This window comes from Sandarakinorhabdus sp. DWP1-3-1 (genome assembly GCF_049896705.1).
Classification (GTDB): Bacteria; Pseudomonadota; Alphaproteobacteria; order Sphingomonadales; family Sphingomonadaceae; genus Sandarakinorhabdus.
On sequence record NZ_JAFCUV010000001.1, the window covers coordinates 1,065,458 to 1,083,772 of the forward strand.

Consider the following 18,315-nt stretch of genomic DNA (forward strand, 5'->3'; position numbering starts at 1 on the left):
TCCGCCCGGGTTCCGTGGATGTCGATGAATTTTCTCGCCGTTGGTGACGAAGTTAACTCGTTTCTGCCAGCTTCTCGCGGGTCGTAGCTTTTCGACATTGCAAGGTGGAGATGTGTCATGGATGCACGTGTTGGTGATCTTGGCGGCGGCTGCCCCGTGGAACGCCCGACAACGGTTCGATCGCTGCTCGGCCGGCAGAACAAGGATTGGTGGCCGGAAGCGCTGCCGCTCGATGTGCTCAACCAGGGTGGCCTGTCGGCGGACCCGATGGGCGATGATTTCGACTATGCCGCGGCGTTCAACGCGCTCGACCATGCCGCGCTCAAGGCTGATCTGACCGCGCTGATGACCGACAGCCAGCCCTGGTGGCCGGCCGACTACGGCAATTACGGCGGACTGCTCATCCGCATGGCCTGGCACGCCGCCGGCACCTATCGCACGGCGGACGGCCGCGGCGGCGCCAACAGCGGCCAGCAGCGCTTTGCCCCGCTCAATAGCTGGCCCGACAACGGCAATCTCGACAAGGCGCGGCGGCTGCTGTGGCCGATCAAGCGCAAATACGGCAAGCATATCAGCTGGGCCGACCTGTTCATCCTCGCCGGGAATGTCGCGATCGAATCGATGGGCGGACCCATTTTCGGCTTTGGCGGCGGCCGCCGCGACGTGTTCGAGGCGGAGCGCGACATTTATTGGGGGTCCGAGGAGCAGTTCGTCGGCCACGCCGACAGCAAGACGCGCATCCTGCCCGAGGAACAGCTCGAGCTCGAAACTCCGCTGGCGGCGATCCAGATGGGGCTGATCTACGTCAACCCCGAAGGCCCGGGCGGCGTGCCCGATGCCCTGCAATCGGCGCGCGACATCAAGATCACCTTCGAACGCATGGCGATGAACCATGAGGAGACGGTGGCGCTGACCGCCGGCGGCCACACGTTCGGCAAGGCCCATGGCGCCGGCGACCCGAGCCTGATCGATGCCGCCCCCGAGGGTGCGAACATCGCGCTGCAGGGCCTCGGCTGGGCCAGCGCGCACGAGAGCGGTTTCGGCGAGCATACCATCACCAGCGGCATCGAAGGCTCGTGGGTGAACACGCCGACGCAATGGTCGGAGAACTATTTCCGCCTGCTGCTCGACTATGAATATGAGCTGGTCCGCAGCCCGGCCGGCGCCAAGCAGTGGCAGCCGGTCAACCAGCGCGAGGAGGACATGGCGCCGGCGGCGCACGACCCGAACAAGCGCGTGCCGACGATGATGACGACCGCCGACATGGCGCTGAAGGTCGATCCGGAATTCCGGGTGATTTCCGAGAAGTTCCGCAACGACCATGAAGCCTTCAAGGATGCCTTTGCCCGCGCCTGGTTCAAGCTGACCCATCGCGACATGGGGCCCAAGGTCCGCTATCTCGGCCCCGACGTACCGGCGGAAGACTTGATCTGGCAGGACCCGGTGCCCGCCGGCACAATGCCGTCCGACGCCGAAGTCGCGCGCTTCAAGACGGCCATCCTCGGCGCCGGGTTCAGCGTCGGCCAGTTGGTGAAGACCGCCTGGGCTTCGGCATCGACCTATCGCCGGTCCGATCACCGCGGCGGCGCCAATGGCGCGCGCGTCAGGCTCGATCCGCAGCGCAACTGGACGGTCAATGAGCCCGAGGAACTGGGCCAGGTGCTGGCCAGCATCGACGAACTGCGCGGCAGCCTGTCGATCGCCGATGCCATCGTGCTGGCCGGCACCGCGGCGGTCGAGAAAGCGGCGCGCGATGCGGGCTTTGATGTCGAGGTGCCGTTCAAGGGCGGTCGCGGCGACGCGACGCAGGACTGGACCGATGCCGAAAGCTTTGCGGTGATGGAGCCGGTGGCGGACGGTTTCCGCAACTATCTGAAGACCCGGCATTCGGTGAAGACAGAGGAGCTGCTGATCGACCGCGCCTCGCTGCTCGGCCTGTCGGTACCGGAGATGACGGTAATGGTCGGCGGCCTGCGCGTGCTCGGCGCCAATTACAAGGACGCGCCCGAAGGCGTGTTCACGACACGCAAGGGCCAGCTGACTAACGATTTCTTCGTCAACCTGCTCGACAACGGCACCTTCTGGAAGGTCGTCGACACCAGCGCCGACGAGGAATTCATCGGCTATGATCGCGGCGGCCAGCACGAGAAATGGCGGGCGACGCGGACCGACCTGATCTTCGGTTCGAACAGCCAGTTGCGCGCCGTCGCCGAGGTCTATGCCGAGAAGGGCCATGAGGAAAAGTTCGTCCGCGACTTCGTCGCCGCCTGGACCAAGGTGATGAACGCCGATCGCTTCGACCTGCCGCAGAACCCCGACAGCGTGGAACCGATCGGCATCGCCGAGCCCGCCGCGCGCTAGGCCGGAACCCGGGCTGCGGCGACCGTCGCCGCGGCCCGGGACGGCAAGGAGCCGTCCAATGCAGCGTATCGACGTCAACGGGCTCGACCCCAGCAAGCCGCACTGGGTCGCCGCGGTGGAAGCCCCGAGCAGGGACTGGAGCGCGGCCCCCGGCTGCCGCGCGCACGCGCGCTTCCTCGTCGATGGCGAGCGCAAGGCCCCGTCGCTGTCGCAGTTCGAGCTGTTCGACAGCCGCGCCGAATGCCTCGCCTGGATCATGGCCAACCGGCGCGAGCTGAGTGACCAGATGCCGGGCGCGAAGATCCATCCGGTGCCGCTGGCGGACTGGTTGCTGGGGCTTTCCTGACCCGGCTTGGCCGCTGGACGGCCGCCGCCTATGGTCCCCCGAAACAACGGGGGAGCGTCATGCGGAAAAGGACAATCGGGCTGGCGGCCGTCGGCGCCATCCTGCTGGCGGGCGGCGTGTGGTACGCCAGCCTCGACAAGGAAACCCGCGGCGTCCTCGCTGCCATGCCGACCAATGCCGATGTGCTGTCCTGGTCGGTCGACCAGCGCGACGCGGCGTTCCGCGCCATGGACCGCCTGCCGGTGCTCGCCGAGGCCGCGCCGATCGCGGCGTCGACAACACCGCTGGCGCTGCCGGCGGGCAAGCCGCTCGCCATTCCGGGCATCGACAAATATCTTGCGGGGCAGCGCGAGGCCGGCATCGTCATCCTGCAGGACGGCAAGGTGCGGTTCGAACGCTATGGCCTGGGCTTCGACGCCAATGGCCGCTGGACGAGCTTTTCGGTGGCCAAGTCGTTCACCTCGACACTGGTCGGCGCTGCCATCGCCGATGGCGCGATCAAGAGTCTGGAGGACAAGGTCAGCCAGTACATCCCCGACCTGCGCGGCTCGGCCTATGACGATGTCACCATCCGGCAACTACTGACGATGAGCTCAGGTGTGCGCTGGAACGAGGATTATGAGGATCCTGACGCCGATGTCGCGCGCTTCAACGCCGCCGAGCCCGACAAGGGCGTCGATGCCACCGTCAGCTACATGCGCAAGCTGCCGCGCGCCCATCCGCCGGGCGCCGTCTGGCACTATAACACCGGCGAGACCAACCTGATCGGGGTGCTGGTGTCATCGGCGGTGAAGAAGCCGCTGGGTCAGTATCTGCAGGAGAAGATCTGGCAGCCCGGCGGCATGGCGGCGCCGGCGACCTGGCTGAAGGGCAAGACCGGGCATGAGATTGCCGGCTGTTGCCTGCAGGCGACGACGCGCGATTTCGCCCGGATGGGGCTGTTCGTGCTCGCCAACGGCAATGTCGGCGGTCGCCAGATCGTGCCCGCCGACTGGTTCGCCCAGGCGACGACCAAGCAGAAGGACATCGGCTCGCCCGGCGAGGGCTATGGCTTTCAATGGTGGACCTATGACGATGGTGCCGTCGCCGCCCAGGGCATCTTCGGCCAGGGCATCTTCATCGATCGCAAGCGCAACCTCGTCATCGCCAGCAACGCCGACTGGACCCGCGCCACCCAGGGCCCCGAGCCGGCGGCGCGCGATGCCTTTTATCGCCAGGTCCAGGCGCTGATCGACGCCGGCGGCTGAACCGGGTCACATGCCGGCACCTGCCCGCGCCGCCGCGATCTGCGCCGCCGCCGGCCGCGCCGCGAGCGTTGCCGCGATGGCGTCATAGACGGCGGGGTCGGTCGGCTGGACGATGCCGTCGGCGATAAGCGCGGCGATGGTTGCGGCATCGAGGCCGAGCCATTGGTGGAGCACTTCGGCCGAGTGTTCGCCCGGCAGCGGCGCCGGGCGCGCGTCGGGCGGCGCGAGCCGGCCGGTGCGCGCGTGCCAGGCCTCGCCGACGACACCTTCCTCCAGGTGCGGATGGACCTCGTCGCGGAACAGGCCGCGTTCCCGGTGATAATCGAAGTCGCGCAGGTCGGCGATTCGCAACATGCGCGCCGCGGGCACGCCGGCGGCCTGCAGTGTCCGCATGGCGGCGTCGGCGCTGCGCGACGCCAGCCAGGCGGTGACGGCGGCATCGATGCGCTCGCGCGCCGCGATGCGCGCCGTCCGTGCCTGCAGCGCCGCATCGGCAAGATCGCCGCCTATGGTCGCCGCCAGCCGCTGCCAGTCGGCATCGTCACGGACGGTGACGACGCACCAGTCATCGTCGCCAGCCGCCGGATAGACGCCCCAGGGTGCGTCGGTGGTCCGCTCCGCGCCCAGCACGGCGCCGGCGATCTCGGCAGCGAAATGCGACAGCATCACCTCGGCCTGCGCGATGCTGGCATGGCCGCCGCCGCCGCGGCGCTGCCGCCGCACCAGCAGCGCCAGCGCGGCGATGGCGCTCATCCGGCCGGCGACATGGTCGGGATAGACGGTGACCGAATCGGAGTAGGCGTCGGCGTCATCCGGATAGCGCCAGCGATCGGTCAGCCCCGTGGCGGCGCGCACCAGCGGGCCATAGCCCATGCGGCCGCGCCACGGCCCGGTGGCGCCGAACGCCGAGCTTTCGACCATCACGATACGCGGGTTGGCGGCCGCCAGCACATCGGGGCCGAGGCCCAGGGCCTCCAGGGTCCCCGGCTTGAAGTTCGACAGCACGACATCGGTATCGGCGACCAGCCGCTGGAACAGCTCGCGCCCCTGCGGCTCGCGCAGGTCGAGCCCCAGGCTGCGCTTGTTGCGGTGCCCGGCGGCAAAGCTGACCGACAGGCCATAGGGCAAGTGCGACTGGCGCACGCCATCGGGGAAGGACCGGCTTTCGATCTTGACGACATCGGCGCCCTGGTCGGCGAACAGCCGGCTTGCCTCCGCCCCGACGACGATGATGCCGAGGTCGAGAACCTTGAGGCCGGTAAAGGCCTGGGGTGCGGCGATCGGTGTGGCGTCGGGCAGCGCCGCCGTCGGCGCGTCCGGGCTGACGCGGACTGGCCCGGCGGGCAGCGGCACCGTGCGGCCATCGGGCAGCACCGCCGTGGCAAAGCTTTCCCGCGCCACGAATTGTGAGGTCTGCAGCACCTCGGCAAGGGTCGACAGACCGGCGATCGGCACGCCATGCTGCTCGCCTTCCGCCTCCAGCGTCGCCCGGGTGCGGGTCGCCAGGAACGCCGCGATCGCCGGCATCAGGTCGGGCGATTTGTGGCGCACGGTGGTGGTGTTGAACGCAGGGTCCGAAAACTGCGCCGGCGAGCCCATCCAGCGGAACATGCCCTGCCATTGCCGCGGCGCCAGCACGCACAGGCGGACATGGCCGTCGGCACAGGGCAGGATCGGATATTGAAAACCGACCGGCGGCCGGTCGCGCGACAGGAGGTGCATCGGCCGACCGAGCGTCGCGCTGCCGTGGATGCCGAAGCCCGGATCGAGCGCCTGGATCGCGCCGTCGAGCGCCGCAAAGTCGATATGGTCCCCCTGCCCGGTGCGCAGGACATGGAAATGCGAGGCCAGCAGCGCATAGGCTGCCTGCACCCCGGCGCATTGATAGGCGAGATCGCCCGGCGGCAGCAGCGGCGGCCGGCCGCGAATGCCCGACCGCGACAGCTCCCCCGACAGCGCATGCAACACCGGGCCGGTCGCCTGCCAGCCCGACAGGCTGTTGCCGGCGCCGAAGTCGCTGACCGTCATGGTGACGAGGCCCGGACGCCCGGCGCGCAGGGGCGCGAGGTCGAGGCCGGTGTTCTCGACGATGATGTCGGCGTCGGCCAGCACCGCGTCTGTCGCCGGCTGCTTGCCGCGATTGGCGGCGAGCGTGGCAATCGCATCGCCATCATCGGGAACGATGCGCAGCACCGTGGCGCCAAGCTCCGCAAAGATACGCGTGATCGCCGCCAGCGGGCCGACGACCGCATCGACGACGGTGAGGCCGGCGAGCGGCGGGTCAATGGCCATGTCAGCCGGCATTCCGGGCAAATTGCGGCAGGCCGGCAGGGATCTCCACCCACGCCAGTTTCGATTGCGTCCAGACATGGATAGACGGCGCAAAGCCGTCCGGCGCATCGGCGGTGCCGGCCTTCACGGCGACAATCTGCGGGTTGGCGTTCAGCCGTGACCGGATCGGCGAGCCGCACATTCCGCAAAACTCCCGCAGCACCGATTGCCCGCTGCTCGTCTCGGTGTCCTCGAACACCGCAAGCTCGCCGGCCACCGTCATGTCCTCCGGCTTGACCACCAGGTTGACCGAAAAGGCGCTGCCCGACTGCCGCCGGCAGCGTGTGCAATGGCACGCCGCAACTGCCAGCGGAGGGCCGGCGATCGTGTAGCGGATCGCGCCGCAGTTGCACCCGCCTTCGATCGTCTCGCTCATGTCCCGGTCCTTTGCCCGCTGGTGTTCATCATCTCGTGACTACATCGCGGCGCGATAGATGATCGTCTTCTGGATTTCGGTGGTGCCGCCATAGATGGTCTGAGCGCGGGTCATCAGATAGTCCTCCACTGCCGGCACGATGAAGCCCGGCAGGTCGGGCAGCGCCGCGGCCCAGCCGGCGCCGCGGTCGGGCAGCAATGGCGCGGCGAGGTTGCCGGCGAGCTCGAGCTCCAGTTCGGTGATCGCCTGCGCCGTTTCAGTGGCGAGGATCTTGATCAGCGACGCGACGTTGGCGCCATCATCCAGCAGCGCCCGCTCGACAAAGCCGTCGAGGCAGTCGACGGCAATCTCCGCTTCCGCCAGCCGGCGCCGGAAATCGCGGGTCGCCGCCTGCTGCGCAGCCAGGTCGCGGACCCGGCGCAGCGCGGCACGCTTTTCCTCGATATGGGCATACCAGATGCGCTCGTTCGACAGCAGCTGCTTCGAATAGGTCCAGCCCTGCCCTTCCTCGCCGATCAGATTGGCGGCCGGCACACGCACATTGTCGAAGATCACCTCGGCGAGATGGTGGCGGCCGTCGATCGCGGTGATCGGCCGCACGGTGACACCCGGCGACGCGATCTCGATGCACAGGAACGAGATGCCGGCGCCGCCCCGCGCCGCGTCGCCGGTGCGCACCAGGCAGAATATCCAGTCCGCCCAGAACCCCAGGCTGGTCCAGGTCTTGTGGCCATTGACGATATAGTCATCGCCGTCGCGCCGCGCCCGTGTCGCCAGCGCCGCGAGGTCGGACCCGGCCTGCGGCTCCGAATAGCCCTGCGCCCAGAAACTGCGGCCGTGGAGGATATCGGGCAGCCAGCGCCGCTGCTGTTCGGGCGTGCCGAAGGCGATGATGATCGGCGCCACATAGATCAGCCCCATCGGCACCACCGTCGGTGCCCCGGCGCGAACATATTCATCCTCGAACAGCCGGCGCTCGGCGATCGTCCAGCCCGGTCCGCCATGCGCCGCCGGCCAATGCGGCGCCCCCCAGCCCCGCGCCGCCAAAGCCGCCTGCGAGCGCAGATTATCCTCGCGCCCCAACGTCTCCCCGGCGCGCAGCCGCGCCATCAGGTCCTGCGGATAGCCGTCGGCGAAAAACGCGCGGATGGCACCGCGCAGCGCCTCAAGGTCGCCAGTGCGATCCGCTACGCAATCCGCATCGCCAGCATCGGGAGCCTGCATGTGTCGAACCTCCCTGCCGGTACAGCGCGTGCCTGGTTCACTGGCATATACCCGTCGTGATTCAAAAACCCAGAAGTAACAGGTGCGCGCGCGCCGGATCATCCCGGCGCTGCGGCGACAAGGCCGCCGGATGCACGATCAGGCCGCCACTGCGCCTGGCGCGCACCATCTTTTCGCAACAAATAGGTGAAGAACGTCGGCTTTCGCGGAGATTTCGGATGTCAGCGGCAGCCTTTGCAGCGGTGGTGCGCCCGGCAGGATTCGAACCTGCGGCCTCAGGATTAGAAGTCCCGCGCTCTATCCAACTGAGCTACGGGCGCCCGCAAACGCGGCTTTATCTGAAATTGTCGGCGTAGGCCTGCAGTTTCAGCGTGCGCGGCCCCAGCGGCACGATCTCCACGGTCAGGCCATTGGCCTCGGCATAGGCCAGCGCCGCGTCACGGTCGGGGAATTGCAGCCGGATCTGCGTCTCGGTATCGCCGGATCCGGCCCAGCCGGTCAGCGGGTCGGCGCGCTGCGGCTCGTCGCGCTCATATTCGAGCAGCCACTGGCCGGTACGGGCGCGGCCGGACTGCATGGCATTCTTGGGACGCTGGTAAAGGCGGGCGGCAGGCATGGCGCGTCCTTCGCGCATCCGGCGGCGATGTTCAAGCGGCGATGGTGCGGCTAGTGTCGCTTGCGGCAGGGTGGCACCAGCCGGCTCATACCAAGGAGGGATGCCATGCTGCTGATCGTCGGGACCATCCGCCTGCCGCCGGCCCGCCTCGCCGACGCGCGCGCCGCCATGCGTACCATGATCGAAACCAGCCGCGCCGAGCCCGGCTGCCTTCACTACAGCTATGCCGAGGACGTGCTCGATGCGGGGCTGATGCACATCACCGAACTGTGGGACAGCCGCGCGCATCTGCAGGCGCACTTCCGGTCCGACCATATCGCCGCCTGGCGTTCCCACTGGGCCGATCTCGAGATCTCCGGCCGCAACCTGCGCCTGTACGAGGTCGGCGAGGGCGAGGCGACCTGACGCGGAACCGCGCCAACGCCTCCACCGTTTCGTGGGCAACCACAGCAAGGGTGACAGGCAATGGACATTTCGGTCGGCAGCGCGGTGGAGCGCATTGCGCGCGTGCTCGCGGGGCAGCGCATCAGCAGCAATGCCCGGGGCGACGATCCATCGGCCGCCGATGTCGTCGACGCCAGCTGGCAGGTCTATCGCGAGGACGCCATCGCAGTGTTGAAGACCCTGCGCGAGCCCGACGAGGCCATGGCCGCCGCCGGCGACCCCGCGGTCTGGGACGCGATGATCCGCGCCGCCATCGCCGAGGCCGAATGAGCATGGCCCGCGGACTCGATCCCCTGCCCGCCGGGCTCATCGTTGCCGGCGCGCTGACTATCAGCGGCCTCGTCAGCCGGCCCTACAGCCCCGATCCGAGCCATCCCCGGCTGCGGCGCTGGTACAAGGCGCTCGACAAGCCCCGCGTGACACCGCCCGACGCTGCCTTCGGCATCATGTGGCCAATCCTGCTGACCGGGCTGGGCGTCGGCGCGTATCGGTTGCTGCGCCGTGACAGCACGCCGGCGCGCAACGTGGCGATCGGTCTTGCCGGGCTGACGGTGGTGTTGGTCGACGGCTATGCCAAGATTACCTTCGGCGACCGCGATCTCAGCGCCGGTAGCATCGAGAGCCGTGCCCTGGTCGGTGTCGCTGCCACATATGTTGCCGTCGCCGCCACCGTGGATCGCCCGGCGGCGGCGCTCGGCCTGCCGCTGGCGCTATGGTCAGGCTTCGGCTCCTGGCTCACCGACGAGCTGGCCGTGCGCAACCCGCGGCTCGACAGCGGCGCCGCGCCCGGGTTCACCTCTTCCTGAGCGTGATCCAGGCCGGCGCATGGTCGCTGGCCTTGTCCCAGCCGCGAACTTCGCGATCGACGCCGGCGGACTTCAAGCGCGGCAGCAACGCCGGGCTGAGCAGCAGATGGTCGAGCCGCAGCCCGGCGTTGCGGCCATAGGCATTCCGGAAATAGTCCCAAAAGGTATAGATGGTCGCGTCGGGGTGGAGGTGGCGGATGGCATCGGTCCAGCCTTGGCCGATAAGCACATCGAATGCCGCACGCACCTCGGGGGCGAACAGCGCGTCGTCCAACCAGCGCTCGGGCTTGTAGACGTCGGCCTCGGTCGGCATCACGTTGAAATCACCGGCGATCACCACGGGCGCGCCGCTCGCCATCAGGGTGGCGGCATGGGCTTGCAGCCGCGCCATCCAGGCCATCTTGTAGGCGAAGCGCGGGCCCGGCCGCGGGTTGCCGTTGGGGAGGTACAGCCCGGCGACCAGCACGCCATCGATGGCGGCCTCGATGTACCTGCTCTGGTCGTCGGTCGCGTCACCGGGCAGGCCGCGCCGCGTCTCGATCGGGACACGCCCGCGTGCCAATATGGCCACGCCATTCCACCGCGATTGGCCCTGCCAGATGGCGCCATAGCCGGCATCGGTGATGGCCTTTTGCGGAAACTTGTCCTGCGGCGCCTTCAGCTCCTGCAGGCAGACAACGTCGGGCGCGGTCTCCGCCAGCCAGCGCAGCAGTACCGGCAGCCGTCCGTTGATGCCGTTGACGTTGAACGTTGCAATGCGCACCCGCTGCTATTTGCCGAGCGCGCGCGCCACCGCATCGGCGCCGGTCCCGGCCTGTCGTACCGCCGCCTCGAGCTCGGCCCGGCTGACGCCCCATTTCTCAGCCCAGTAGCGGACCTCGTAATCCTCATTGATGTTGACCCGCGCGGCATCCTGCGGCCCGCGTTTCGTCCGGTCGTCGGCCATGCTGAGTCTCCCGTGGTTCAGGAGGTTATAATCGCCGAAAGCAGCAGGGTTCCGCCGTCGGTCTGGACGACCGCAGCCAGTGACGCATGTTTAGCCACTGGACCTCATTCGGCCGCCGCATGCCCTGATTGGCGACGTCGGCCGGGTGGCGCAACCTTGGTCGTCCCCGCCGGCGGGAGATTGGCAGCCGCAAGCTTGGCAACAATGGCGGTGCGGATGGCGTCAACATTCCTCGCGTCGGCGCCACGCATCCGCAATGTTGTGTAGCCGGCACTGTCAGTTATCCGATCACGCTCGGCATCCTTTTCCGCCTTGTGCGTGCGATCGTCGAGTTCGACCAGAAGCTTCACAGCGCCGCCATCCTCGAACAACACGAAATCGATCATCTTCCGGTCGAACTTGTTGCGGGCGCCGGTTCGCTCCTTGGCATCCAAGCCGGCGACGGTGTTAACAATAGCGCCCATTGCAACCTGCGGCGCGACGTTCAGGGGCAGCGCGGCCTCGCGCAGCAATCGATAGAAAGCGAGCTCCGTCGGTGTCATCAACGGCTTCGCCCTGTATTTCGGTGACGCCTTGCCTTGCGCAGCAATCAGTCCGACGACCGCAATCAACACCACGAGCACGAACAGAAATATTAATGGTGTGCCTATATTTTGCATGAAAGCCCCCGCTCTGACGGACGCTACTAGCGGAAAGTGACGGCCAGGCAACGAGAGATCGGCTCGAAGCAGAAGCACTACTTCTGCAACAGCAAAACGCGGCCGCCGCAAACGGCGGATTCTTATCGCGATTCAATAAGCCCGTGCGATGGCGAACTCGACCGTCTCGGTCAGGGCTTCGCGGGCAGGACCCTTGGGGAAGCCGGCGAGAGCATCAATGGCGCGGGCACCATAGTGGCGGGCGCGGGCCAGGGTGTCGGCGACGGCGTGGGTTTCGTTCAGCAGCACGCTCGCCCGCGCCAGTTCGGCGTCGCCATTGGCGCGGCCGCTCATCGCCTGGCGCCAGAATTCGCGCGCGTCCTCATTGCCGCGGGCATAGGCGAGGATGACCGGCAGGGTGATCTTGCCGTCGCGGAAGTCGTCGCCGGCGTCCTTGCCCATCGTGTCGGCGTCGGAGACATAGTCGATGGCGTCGTCGACGAGCTGGAAGGCGATGCCCAGGTTCCGGCCGTACGCCTCGAGTGCCGCTTCCACCGCACTGTCGCGCTCGGCAACCACGGCGGCGATCTGGCAGGCAGCTGAAAACAGCGCCGCGGTCTTGGCGGTGATGATCTCGAGATAGCGGTCCTCGCTGGTCTCGACGTTGCGCTGGGCGGTCAGCTGGGCGACTTCGCCCTCGGCGATGATGGCCGAGGCGCTGCTGAGGATCTTGAGGACGCGCAGCGAGCCGTCCTCGACCATCAGCTCGAACGACCGGCTGAACAGGAAATCGCCGACCAGCACGCTCGCCGGATTGCCCCACAGCCGGTTGGCGGTCGGCTTGCCGCGCCTGAGGCCCGACACATCGACGACATCGTCGTGCAGCAGCGTCGCCGTGTGGATGAACTCGACCGCCGCCGCCAGCTTGTGGTGCCTGGTGCCGCCATATTCGAGCAGCGCCGCGCACCCCAAGGTCAGCATCGGCCGCAACCGCTTGCCACCGCCGGCGATCAGATGGCCGGCAAGCTCCGGGATAAGAGACACCGGCGACTGCATCCGGTCGATGATGACATGGTTGACCTGGGTCAGGCCCGGCGCGGTCAATGCGACAAGCCCAACCAGCGACGGGTTGGCGCGGGGACGCAGGGGGTGAACGGTGGCCGGCACGAATTCAGTCCTTAACCGCTGGTGGCGTCCGTGCAAGCCCGCCGCTTGCCACCGCGCGCTTCCGCCGCAAAGGTGTTGCCGAATTGACGCCGATTGGGGACACACCGTGCCGGACGCAACGCTGAGCGATTATCGCGACAGCATCGACAATATCGATGCCGCGCTGGTCTTCCTCCTCGCCGAACGCTTCAAGGTCACCCAGGCGGTCGGCCGCTACAAGGCGACCGCCGGCCTGCCCGCTGCCGATCCGGGTCGCGAGGCTGCCCAGGTGGCGCGGCTGCGGGCGCTGGCGGTGACCGCAAAGCTGGACCCGGAATTTTCGGAAAAATTCCTGCGCTTCATCATCGACGAGGTGATTCGGCACCACCAAGTCGCCGCGAAAGCATGACCTGACAGCTGGTGATGGACGTCTTTCCGGCAACGCTAGACCGCCGGCAGCGTCAGCCGCACCAGCAGGCCACCCAGATCCTCTGACTCCTCCAGCGCCACCGACCCGCCATAGATTTCCGCGACATCGCGCACGATCGCCAGCCCCAGCCCGGTGCCCGGCTTGTCGGTGTCGAGCCGTTCGCCGCGCGCGAACAGCCGCGCCCGCGCCGCCTCCGGAATGCCGCGGCCGTCGTCCTCGACCAGGATCTCGACGCAGCCGGGGTCGCCGGCGACGGTGACGAACACCCGGCCGCCGCCATGCAGCGCGGCATTGTCGACAAGGTTGCCGACCATCTCGTCGAGGTCCTGGCGCTCGCCGCGGAAGATCTTGTGCTTGTCGCCGGCGATATCGATGGTGACGTCACGGTCGCGGTGAATGCGACCGACGGTGCGCGCGATCGCCTGCAGCGCGGGCCAGACATCGGCGCGCGAGGTGCTGGCACCACGGCGGCCCGCGGCACGCGCGCGCGCCAGCTGGTGATCGACGTGACGCCGCATGACCTGGACCTGCGCCGCGACCGTCAGCGCCAGCGGGTCGTTGCGGCCCTGGCTTTCACCGATCAGCACGCTCATCGGCGTCTTCAGCGCATGGGCCAGGTTGCCGGCGTGGCGCCGCGATGCTTCGGCCTGGCGCTCGTTATGCTCCAGCAATTCGTTGATCTCGCTGATCAGCGGTGCGATCTCGTCGGGAAAATCGCTGCCGACGCGCTTGGCCTCGCCCGACCGGATGGCGGCGATGGCACGGCTGACCTTTTCGAGCGGCGACAGGCCATAGGTCGATTGCAGCGCCGCCAGCGCCAGCAGCGACACCCCGAGCCCGCCCAGCGACCAGAACATGATCGTCCGCAACAATTTGACCTGTTCATCGAGGTCGCGGGTCGATTGGGCCACCTGGAAGTAGAAGCTGGTGTCGGACCCCGGCAGCTTGATCTGGCGCCCGACGATGCGCAGCGTCTCGCCGGCAAAGCGTTCGCTGGCATAGCGGCAGGGCTTGCGGCAGTCGGCACGGGGCGGCCCGCCCAATATGCGATCCCACAGCGACCGCGAACGGAAAGGCTCCTGCCCTTCCGCCGAAACCTGCCAGTACAGCCCCGAATAAGGCTCGAAAAAGCGCTGGTCGCCGAGCGGCCGCAGAAACCGCACCTCACCGACATCGTCGAGATCGGCGGCACTGACCATGGCCGTGAGCGCGAAATCGAGCTGGTTCTCGAAATTGCGGGTGATGGTGCCGACCATCGCGCGGTCAAGGGCGTAGCCGCCAAGGCCGAGCAGCGGGATGATCCACGCCGCCGCCAGCGCGATCATGCGCAGGCGCAGCGATTTGGCCGGCGACCAGCGGCTGCGCGGCCTTATCGGCGGAGCAACGGCTGGTCCCTCAGGCGGCGTCGTTGAGACTGTAGCCAAGGCCGCGGGTCGTGCTGATCAGGTCGGGGCCAAGCTTCTTGCGGATGCGCGTGATGAACACTTCGATGGTGTTCGAATCGCGATCGAAATCCTGGTCGTAGATGTGTTCGATCAGTTCCGTGCGGCTGACCACCTTGCCCTTGTGGTGCATCAGGTAGCTGAGCAGCTTGAACTCCTGCGCGGTCAGCTTGACCGGCTCGCCATCCAGCGTCACCCGGCCGGACCGGCTGTCGAGCCGCACGCCGCCTGCGGTCAGCTCCGACGTCGCCTGGCCGGCGGCCCGGCGGATCAGCGCGCGCAGCCGGGCGATCAGCTCTTCGGTCTGGAACGGCTTGGCGAGATAGTCGTCGGCACCGGCATCGAGGCCGGCGACCTTGTCGGACCAGCTGTCCCGCGCCGTCAGCACCAGCACCGGCATGGTCTTGCCTTCCTTGCGCCAGCGATCGAGCACGGTCAGGCCATCGACTTCGGGCAGACCGAGATCGAGGACGACCGCGTCGTAATTTTCGGTGCTGCCGAGATACTGGCCATCCTCGCCGTCGCTGGCCGTGTCCACGGCATAGCCCGCGCCTTCCAGCGCCGCCTTCAATTGCCGCAGCAGATTGGGTTCATCCTCGACGACCAATACGCGCATTCAACATCTTTCAATAGTTCGCCGAGCGCGCCCGCTTGCCGGTCCGTGCGTCGACCACGACATTCTTGACGCTGCCATCGACCAGAAACCGGAATCGGTAGGTGAGCGTGGCAGCATCGAACTCTGCCCCGATATAGTCACCCTTCACGCGCGACGCCACCTGGTTGCGTATGGTTTCGAACGGCATGATTTCGCCCGCCAGCACAAGCCCGCGCACCTGGTCCTCGATACCGGCTGAGACCGGCGTCGCCAGCGGTGCCGCGGCGGCGACTGCCAGTGCGATCAGCAATTTAAGGGGACGATTCATGGCGGCGAGTGATTACCTTTGCAGCAACGTAGCTGCACTTGTCGCCGTGAATATTCGATGAATATCATCAAGGAGGCGGAACGGCACGAATGACGCCTGACCGAAACCGGTTGCGCGGGCGGACGATCCGCGCCACTTGCCGGGCCTTCCCCACCGCACCATTTCGAAGATCATGCCCGAACCCATCCTGACCCTCGAAAACGCCGGCCTGCGCCAGGGTGGCAGCTGGCTGTTCCGCGGTCTGGACCTGACCATCGATGCCCGCGACCGGCTGGCGCTGATCGGCCGCAACGGCGTCGGCAAGACGACGCTGTTGAAGCTGATCGCCGGCGAGATCGAGCTCGACGAAGGCCGCCGCGCCGTGTCGCCGGCACTGCGCATCGTCCGGCTGGAGCAGGACCCCGATCTCACCGGCTTCGCGACGCTGGGCGACTATGCCCGCGCCGGCCAGGATGCCCCGCAGGACCATCTGCTCGATTCCGTCGCGTCGCGGCTCGGCGCCGATCTCGATCGCGACGCCGCCACCGCCTCGGGGGGGGAACGCCGCCGTGCCGCACTGGTGCGGGCGCTCGCCGAACAGCCCGGGCTGCTGCTGCTCGACGAGCCGACCAACCATCTCGACATCGCCGCCATCGAATGGCTGGAAAACTGGCTCGATCGCTACAACGGCGGCTTCCTGTCGATCAGCCACGACCGCACCTTCCTGACCCGGCTGACCAAGAACTGCCTGTGGCTGGACAGGGGCACGTTGCGGCGCGCCGAAGTCGGCTTCGGCGGGTTCGAGGACTGGTCGGAACGTGTCGCGGCGGAGGAAGCCAAGAACGCCTCCAAGCTCGATACCAAGCTGCGCGCCGAGGAACATTGGCTGCTGCGCGGCGTCACCGCCCGGCGCAGCCGCAACGAGGGTCGCCTCGCCAAGCTGGTCGAACTGCGTGCCACCAGGAAGGCGATGACCACCGGCGACGCGGTTGCCAAGATCGCCACCACTGCCGATGACGGCAAGACGAAGGTGCTGATCGATGCCCAGCATGCCGCGATCGCCTTTGGCGGCCGCCCGATCCTCAGCGACCTGACGCTGCGCGTGCGGCGCGGCGACCGCATCGGCATCATTGGCCCCAATGGCGCCGGCAAATCGACGATGATCCGGCTGCTGCTCGGCCAGCTCGAGCCCGACAGCGGCGTCGTCAAGCGCGCCAAGTCGCTCAATCCGACGGTCATCGACCAACGGCGCCAGCGCCTCGATGCCGAAAACGGCGTCGGCAAGACGGTGCGCGACGTACTCGCCGATGGCGGCGAATGGCTGGAGGTCGGCGGCGTCCGCAAGCATGTCGCGGGCTATCTCAAGGAATTCCTGTTCGACCCGTCGGTGATCGATGCCCCGGTCGACGGCTTTTCCGGCGGCGAGCGTTCGCGGCTGCTGCTGGCCCGCGAATTCGCCACGCCGTCGAACCTGCTGGTGCTCGACGAGCCGACCAACGACCTCGACATGGAAACCCTCGACCTGCTCGAGGAAGTGCTCGATGGCTACGCCGGCACGGTGCTGCTGGTCAGCCATGATCGCGCCTTTCTCGATCGCGTCGTCACCATGGTCGTGGCGCTCGACGGCGAAGGCAATTCCGAAACCGTCGTCGGCGGCTGGTCCGACTGGGCGGCGTTCAACAAGGAAAAGCTGTCGGCGGCGCGCACCGCCAATCGCGACGCCAACCGGCCCAAGGCGAGCAATGCCAACGCGCCGGCGACGCCGAAGAAGGCCGGCGGCAAGCTCAGCTACAACGATGCCCGCGAACTCGCCGACCTGCCGAAAAAGCTGGAGCTGCTGACGACCGCCATCGCGCGGCACGAGGCGGTACTCGCCGATCCGGCACTGTACACCCGTGACCCCAAGCGCTTTGCCAGCGTCAACGCCGAGCTGGAACGTGTCCGCGCCGACCTCGCCGCCGCCGAGGAACGCTGGCTGATGCTGGCGGAAAAGGAAGCCGCCCTAGCGGGCTGAGGCCGGGGCCTCGGCCGCGAACGCCGCAGCTGCCCCGAACAAGCCCGGCTCGGCCAGGGTCAGCAGTCGCACCGGCAGCGCCGCCATGGCCGCCGAAAACCGGCCCTTGGCAACAAAGCGATCGGCCAGCCCTGCAAGTGCCGGATGGCCGGCGAGCCGATTGGCCAGGCTGCCGGCGATGACGACACCCGCCGCGCCATGCGCCAGCGCCATGTCGCCGGCGAACGTGCCCAGGCACCGGCAGAAGCGATCGAGCGCTGCCGCCGACAACGGATCGGTACCCGCGATCGCCGATTGCCACAGCGCCGCATCGTCGATGCCATCAGCCGACTGAGCCGTCTCTGCCAGCATTGCCCTGATGTCGCGCAGCCCCGGCCCGGACACGATCCGCTCGACGGAGGTGCGGCCGTAGCGGTCGTCGAGCCGCATCGCGAGCGCACGTTCTTCGGCGTCGAGCGCGGCGAAACTGCCGTGCCCGCCTTCGGATGGAAACACGCGGTGGCCTTCGTTGTCGCGCACCAGCATGGCGACGCCGAGGCCGGTGCCGGGGCCGATGACCGAGATGACGCCGGTTGCCGGCAGGTCCACATCCGGCCCGCAGATGCGCCGGAAGTCCGCCGACGGTGCCTGTGCCACGGCATGGGCGACCGCGGCAAAATCATTGATGACGAACAGCGTCTCGATGCCGGGCTCGCCGGCCAGTTCCGAACGCCGCAGCACCCATTCATTGTTCGACAGTGCGATGACATCGCCGCCGACCGGTGCCGCAACGGCAACGGCAGCAACACGTGGCAGCACGCGGCCGATGCTGGCGGCATAGCGCCGCCAGCTGGTGGCAAAGTCGCGATCATCGGCGCAGCGAAAGCGACGATCGTCGGACAGCGCCACCACCCGGCCGCCGGCGATCGTCGCGATGGCAAAGCGGGCATGGGTGCCGCCGATATCGACGGCAACGATATCCCGGGCGGCGCCGGCATCGCGGCTGGGCCCGGCCGGGCGATCGGGAGGGGAACAGGACATGCGGCTCCTTCCGGCCGCGCCGGTCG

General features: G+C 67.8%; 20 protein-coding genes and 1 tRNA gene. 8 read left to right on the forward strand and 13 right to left on the reverse strand.

Annotated elements, in window-relative coordinates:
- Positions 1-117: 117 nt before the first annotated feature.
- From katG to ACP7AI_RS05065, 3 genes are read left to right on the forward strand one after another with little or no spacing between them, the layout of a single operon-like run.
- Positions 118-2,361 carry a catalase/peroxidase HPI gene (katG, locus tag ACP7AI_RS05055; protein ID WP_426164778.1) on the forward strand — a complete coding sequence of 748 codons (2,244 nt, stop codon included), beginning with the start codon at positions 118-120 and terminating at the stop codon, positions 2,359-2,361.
- A 58-nt stretch (positions 2,362-2,419) separates the two neighbouring features.
- Positions 2,420-2,707 carry a hypothetical protein gene (locus ACP7AI_RS05060; RefSeq protein WP_426164780.1) on the forward strand — a complete coding sequence of 96 codons (288 nt, stop codon included), beginning with the start codon at positions 2,420-2,422 and terminating at the stop codon, positions 2,705-2,707.
- Between the two features lie 59 nt (positions 2,708-2,766).
- Positions 2,767-3,954, forward strand: a complete 1,188-nt coding sequence (locus tag ACP7AI_RS05065) for a serine hydrolase domain-containing protein (RefSeq protein ID WP_426164782.1) — start codon at positions 2,767-2,769, stop codon at positions 3,952-3,954.
- Positions 3,955-3,960: 6 nt separating this feature from the next.
- On the opposite strand, the gene ACP7AI_RS05070 is transcribed toward ACP7AI_RS05065, so the two are convergent.
- The 5 genes from ACP7AI_RS05070 to ACP7AI_RS05090 form a co-directional block, all read right to left on the reverse strand.
- Positions 3,961-6,246: a CoA transferase gene (locus tag ACP7AI_RS05070; RefSeq protein ID WP_426164784.1), complete on the reverse strand. Its 2,286-nt coding sequence runs from the start codon at positions 6,244-6,246 to the stop codon at positions 3,961-3,963.
- 1 nt (position 6,247) lies between these two features.
- Positions 6,248-6,661, reverse strand: a complete 414-nt coding sequence (locus ACP7AI_RS05075) for a GFA family protein (protein ID WP_426164786.1) — start codon at positions 6,659-6,661, stop codon at positions 6,248-6,250.
- Between the two features lie 39 nt (positions 6,662-6,700).
- A complete protein-coding gene (locus ACP7AI_RS05080; RefSeq protein WP_426164788.1) occupies positions 6,701-7,885 on the reverse strand; it encodes an acyl-CoA dehydrogenase family protein in 1,185 nt (394 codons plus the stop codon).
- Between the two features lie 243 nt (positions 7,886-8,128).
- A tRNA-Arg gene (locus ACP7AI_RS05085) sits at positions 8,129-8,205 on the reverse strand.
- A 14-nt stretch (positions 8,206-8,219) separates the two neighbouring features.
- On the reverse strand, positions 8,220-8,501 hold the full coding sequence (locus tag ACP7AI_RS05090; RefSeq protein ID WP_426164790.1) for an ETC complex I subunit: 282 nt from the start codon (positions 8,499-8,501) through the stop codon (positions 8,220-8,222).
- A 105-nt stretch (positions 8,502-8,606) separates the two neighbouring features.
- On the opposite strand from ACP7AI_RS05090, the gene ACP7AI_RS05095 reads away from it, so the two are divergent.
- From ACP7AI_RS05095 to ACP7AI_RS05105, 3 genes are read left to right on the forward strand one after another with little or no spacing between them, the layout of a single operon-like run.
- Positions 8,607-8,906, forward strand: coding sequence for a putative quinol monooxygenase (locus ACP7AI_RS05095; protein WP_426164792.1), 300 nt, complete (start codon positions 8,607-8,609; stop codon positions 8,904-8,906).
- A gap of 60 nt (positions 8,907-8,966) precedes the next feature.
- Complete coding sequence (locus ACP7AI_RS05100) at positions 8,967-9,215, forward strand: hypothetical protein (protein WP_426164794.1); 249 nt, start codon at positions 8,967-8,969, stop codon at positions 9,213-9,215.
- Positions 9,212-9,751 (forward strand): tryptophan-rich sensory protein, encoded by a 540-nt coding sequence (locus ACP7AI_RS05105; RefSeq protein WP_426164796.1) that lies wholly within the window; start codon positions 9,212-9,214, stop codon positions 9,749-9,751. Before ACP7AI_RS05100 ends, ACP7AI_RS05105 begins: the two co-directional genes overlap by 4 nt.
- On the opposite strand, the gene xth is transcribed toward ACP7AI_RS05105, so the two are convergent.
- From xth to ACP7AI_RS05125, 4 genes are all read right to left on the reverse strand, one after another.
- Positions 9,738-10,514 (reverse strand): exodeoxyribonuclease III, encoded by a 777-nt coding sequence (gene xth / locus ACP7AI_RS05110; protein WP_426164798.1) that lies wholly within the window; start codon positions 10,512-10,514, stop codon positions 9,738-9,740. The genes ACP7AI_RS05105 and xth overlap by 14 nt on opposite strands.
- A gap of 6 nt (positions 10,515-10,520) precedes the next feature.
- The gene (locus tag ACP7AI_RS05115) at positions 10,521-10,697 is read right to left on the reverse strand and encodes a DUF3606 domain-containing protein (RefSeq protein ID WP_426164800.1); all 177 of its coding nucleotides are present in this window, start codon (positions 10,695-10,697) and stop codon (positions 10,521-10,523) included.
- A 104-nt stretch (positions 10,698-10,801) separates the two neighbouring features.
- Entirely contained in the window at positions 10,802-11,356 is a 555-nt protein-coding gene (locus ACP7AI_RS05120) for a DUF2726 domain-containing protein (protein WP_426164802.1), read from the reverse strand.
- Positions 11,357-11,488: 132 nt separating this feature from the next.
- Entirely contained in the window at positions 11,489-12,502 is a 1,014-nt protein-coding gene (locus tag ACP7AI_RS05125) for a polyprenyl synthetase family protein (protein WP_426164804.1), read from the reverse strand.
- Positions 12,503-12,608: 106 nt separating this feature from the next.
- On the opposite strand from ACP7AI_RS05125, the gene ACP7AI_RS05130 reads away from it, so the two are divergent.
- Positions 12,609-12,890 (forward strand): chorismate mutase, encoded by a 282-nt coding sequence (locus ACP7AI_RS05130; RefSeq protein WP_426164805.1) that lies wholly within the window; start codon positions 12,609-12,611, stop codon positions 12,888-12,890.
- Between the two features lie 35 nt (positions 12,891-12,925).
- On the opposite strand, the gene ACP7AI_RS05135 is transcribed toward ACP7AI_RS05130, so the two are convergent.
- The 3 genes from ACP7AI_RS05135 to ACP7AI_RS05145 all read right to left on the reverse strand — a co-directional run bounded on the left by ACP7AI_RS05135 (position 12,926) and on the right by ACP7AI_RS05145 (position 15,276).
- The gene (locus ACP7AI_RS05135; protein WP_426164807.1) at positions 12,926-14,236 is read right to left on the reverse strand and encodes a sensor histidine kinase; all 1,311 of its coding nucleotides are present in this window, start codon (positions 14,234-14,236) and stop codon (positions 12,926-12,928) included.
- Positions 14,237-14,306: 70 nt separating this feature from the next.
- A complete protein-coding gene (locus ACP7AI_RS05140) occupies positions 14,307-14,969 on the reverse strand; it encodes a response regulator transcription factor (protein WP_426164809.1) in 663 nt (220 codons plus the stop codon).
- Positions 14,970-14,979: 10 nt separating this feature from the next.
- Positions 14,980-15,276 (reverse strand): PepSY domain-containing protein, encoded by a 297-nt coding sequence (locus ACP7AI_RS05145; RefSeq protein ID WP_426164811.1) that lies wholly within the window; start codon positions 15,274-15,276, stop codon positions 14,980-14,982.
- Between the two features lie 172 nt (positions 15,277-15,448).
- Here ACP7AI_RS05145 and ACP7AI_RS05150 point away from each other — a divergent pair, with 172 nt between their 5' ends.
- Positions 15,449-17,269 carry an ABC-F family ATP-binding cassette domain-containing protein gene (locus ACP7AI_RS05150; protein WP_426164813.1) on the forward strand — a complete coding sequence of 607 codons (1,821 nt, stop codon included), beginning with the start codon at positions 15,449-15,451 and terminating at the stop codon, positions 17,267-17,269.
- On the opposite strand, the gene ACP7AI_RS05155 is transcribed toward ACP7AI_RS05150, so the two are convergent.
- Positions 17,258-18,289 carry a glucokinase gene (locus tag ACP7AI_RS05155; protein ID WP_426164815.1) on the reverse strand — a complete coding sequence of 344 codons (1,032 nt, stop codon included), beginning with the start codon at positions 18,287-18,289 and terminating at the stop codon, positions 17,258-17,260. The two genes, ACP7AI_RS05150 and ACP7AI_RS05155, sit on opposite strands and share 12 nt — an antisense overlap.
- Positions 18,290-18,315 lie beyond the last annotated feature (26 nt).

Bases quoted from the DNA above. Each gene is read 5' to 3' on its own strand.
- katG (WP_426164778.1), top strand. From the start codon at position 118: ATGGATGCACGTGTTGGTGATCTTGGCGGCGGCTGCCCCGTGGAACGC.
- ACP7AI_RS05060 (WP_426164780.1), top strand. From the start codon at position 2,420: ATGCAGCGTATCGACGTCAACGGGCTCGACCCCAGCAAGCCGCACTGG.
- ACP7AI_RS05065 (WP_426164782.1), top strand. From the start codon at position 2,767: ATGCGGAAAAGGACAATCGGGCTGGCGGCCGTCGGCGCCATCCTGCTG.
- ACP7AI_RS05070 (WP_426164784.1), bottom strand. From the start codon at position 6,246: ATGGCCATTGACCCGCCGCTCGCCGGCCTCACCGTCGTCGATGCGGTC.
- ACP7AI_RS05075 (WP_426164786.1), bottom strand. From the start codon at position 6,661: ATGAGCGAGACGATCGAAGGCGGGTGCAACTGCGGCGCGATCCGCTAC.
- ACP7AI_RS05080 (WP_426164788.1), bottom strand. From the start codon at position 7,885: ATGCAGGCTCCCGATGCTGGCGATGCGGATTGCGTAGCGGATCGCACT.
- ACP7AI_RS05090 (WP_426164790.1), bottom strand. From the start codon at position 8,501: ATGCCTGCCGCCCGCCTTTACCAGCGTCCCAAGAATGCCATGCAGTCC.
- ACP7AI_RS05095 (WP_426164792.1), top strand. From the start codon at position 8,607: ATGCTGCTGATCGTCGGGACCATCCGCCTGCCGCCGGCCCGCCTCGCC.
- ACP7AI_RS05100 (WP_426164794.1), top strand. From the start codon at position 8,967: ATGGACATTTCGGTCGGCAGCGCGGTGGAGCGCATTGCGCGCGTGCTC.
- ACP7AI_RS05105 (WP_426164796.1), top strand. From the start codon at position 9,212: ATGAGCATGGCCCGCGGACTCGATCCCCTGCCCGCCGGGCTCATCGTT.
- ACP7AI_RS05115 (WP_426164800.1), bottom strand. From the start codon at position 10,697: ATGGCCGACGACCGGACGAAACGCGGGCCGCAGGATGCCGCGCGGGTC.
- ACP7AI_RS05120 (WP_426164802.1), bottom strand. From the start codon at position 11,356: ATGCAAAATATAGGCACACCATTAATATTTCTGTTCGTGCTCGTGGTG.
- ACP7AI_RS05135 (WP_426164807.1), bottom strand. From the start codon at position 14,236: ATGATCGCGCTGGCGGCGGCGTGGATCATCCCGCTGCTCGGCCTTGGC.
- ACP7AI_RS05140 (WP_426164809.1), bottom strand. From the start codon at position 14,969: ATGCGCGTATTGGTCGTCGAGGATGAACCCAATCTGCTGCGGCAATTG.
- ACP7AI_RS05145 (WP_426164811.1), bottom strand. From the start codon at position 15,276: ATGAATCGTCCCCTTAAATTGCTGATCGCACTGGCAGTCGCCGCCGCG.
- ACP7AI_RS05150 (WP_426164813.1), top strand. From the start codon at position 15,449: ATGCCCGAACCCATCCTGACCCTCGAAAACGCCGGCCTGCGCCAGGGT.
- ACP7AI_RS05155 (WP_426164815.1), bottom strand. From the start codon at position 18,289: ATGTCCTGTTCCCCTCCCGATCGCCCGGCCGGGCCCAGCCGCGATGCC.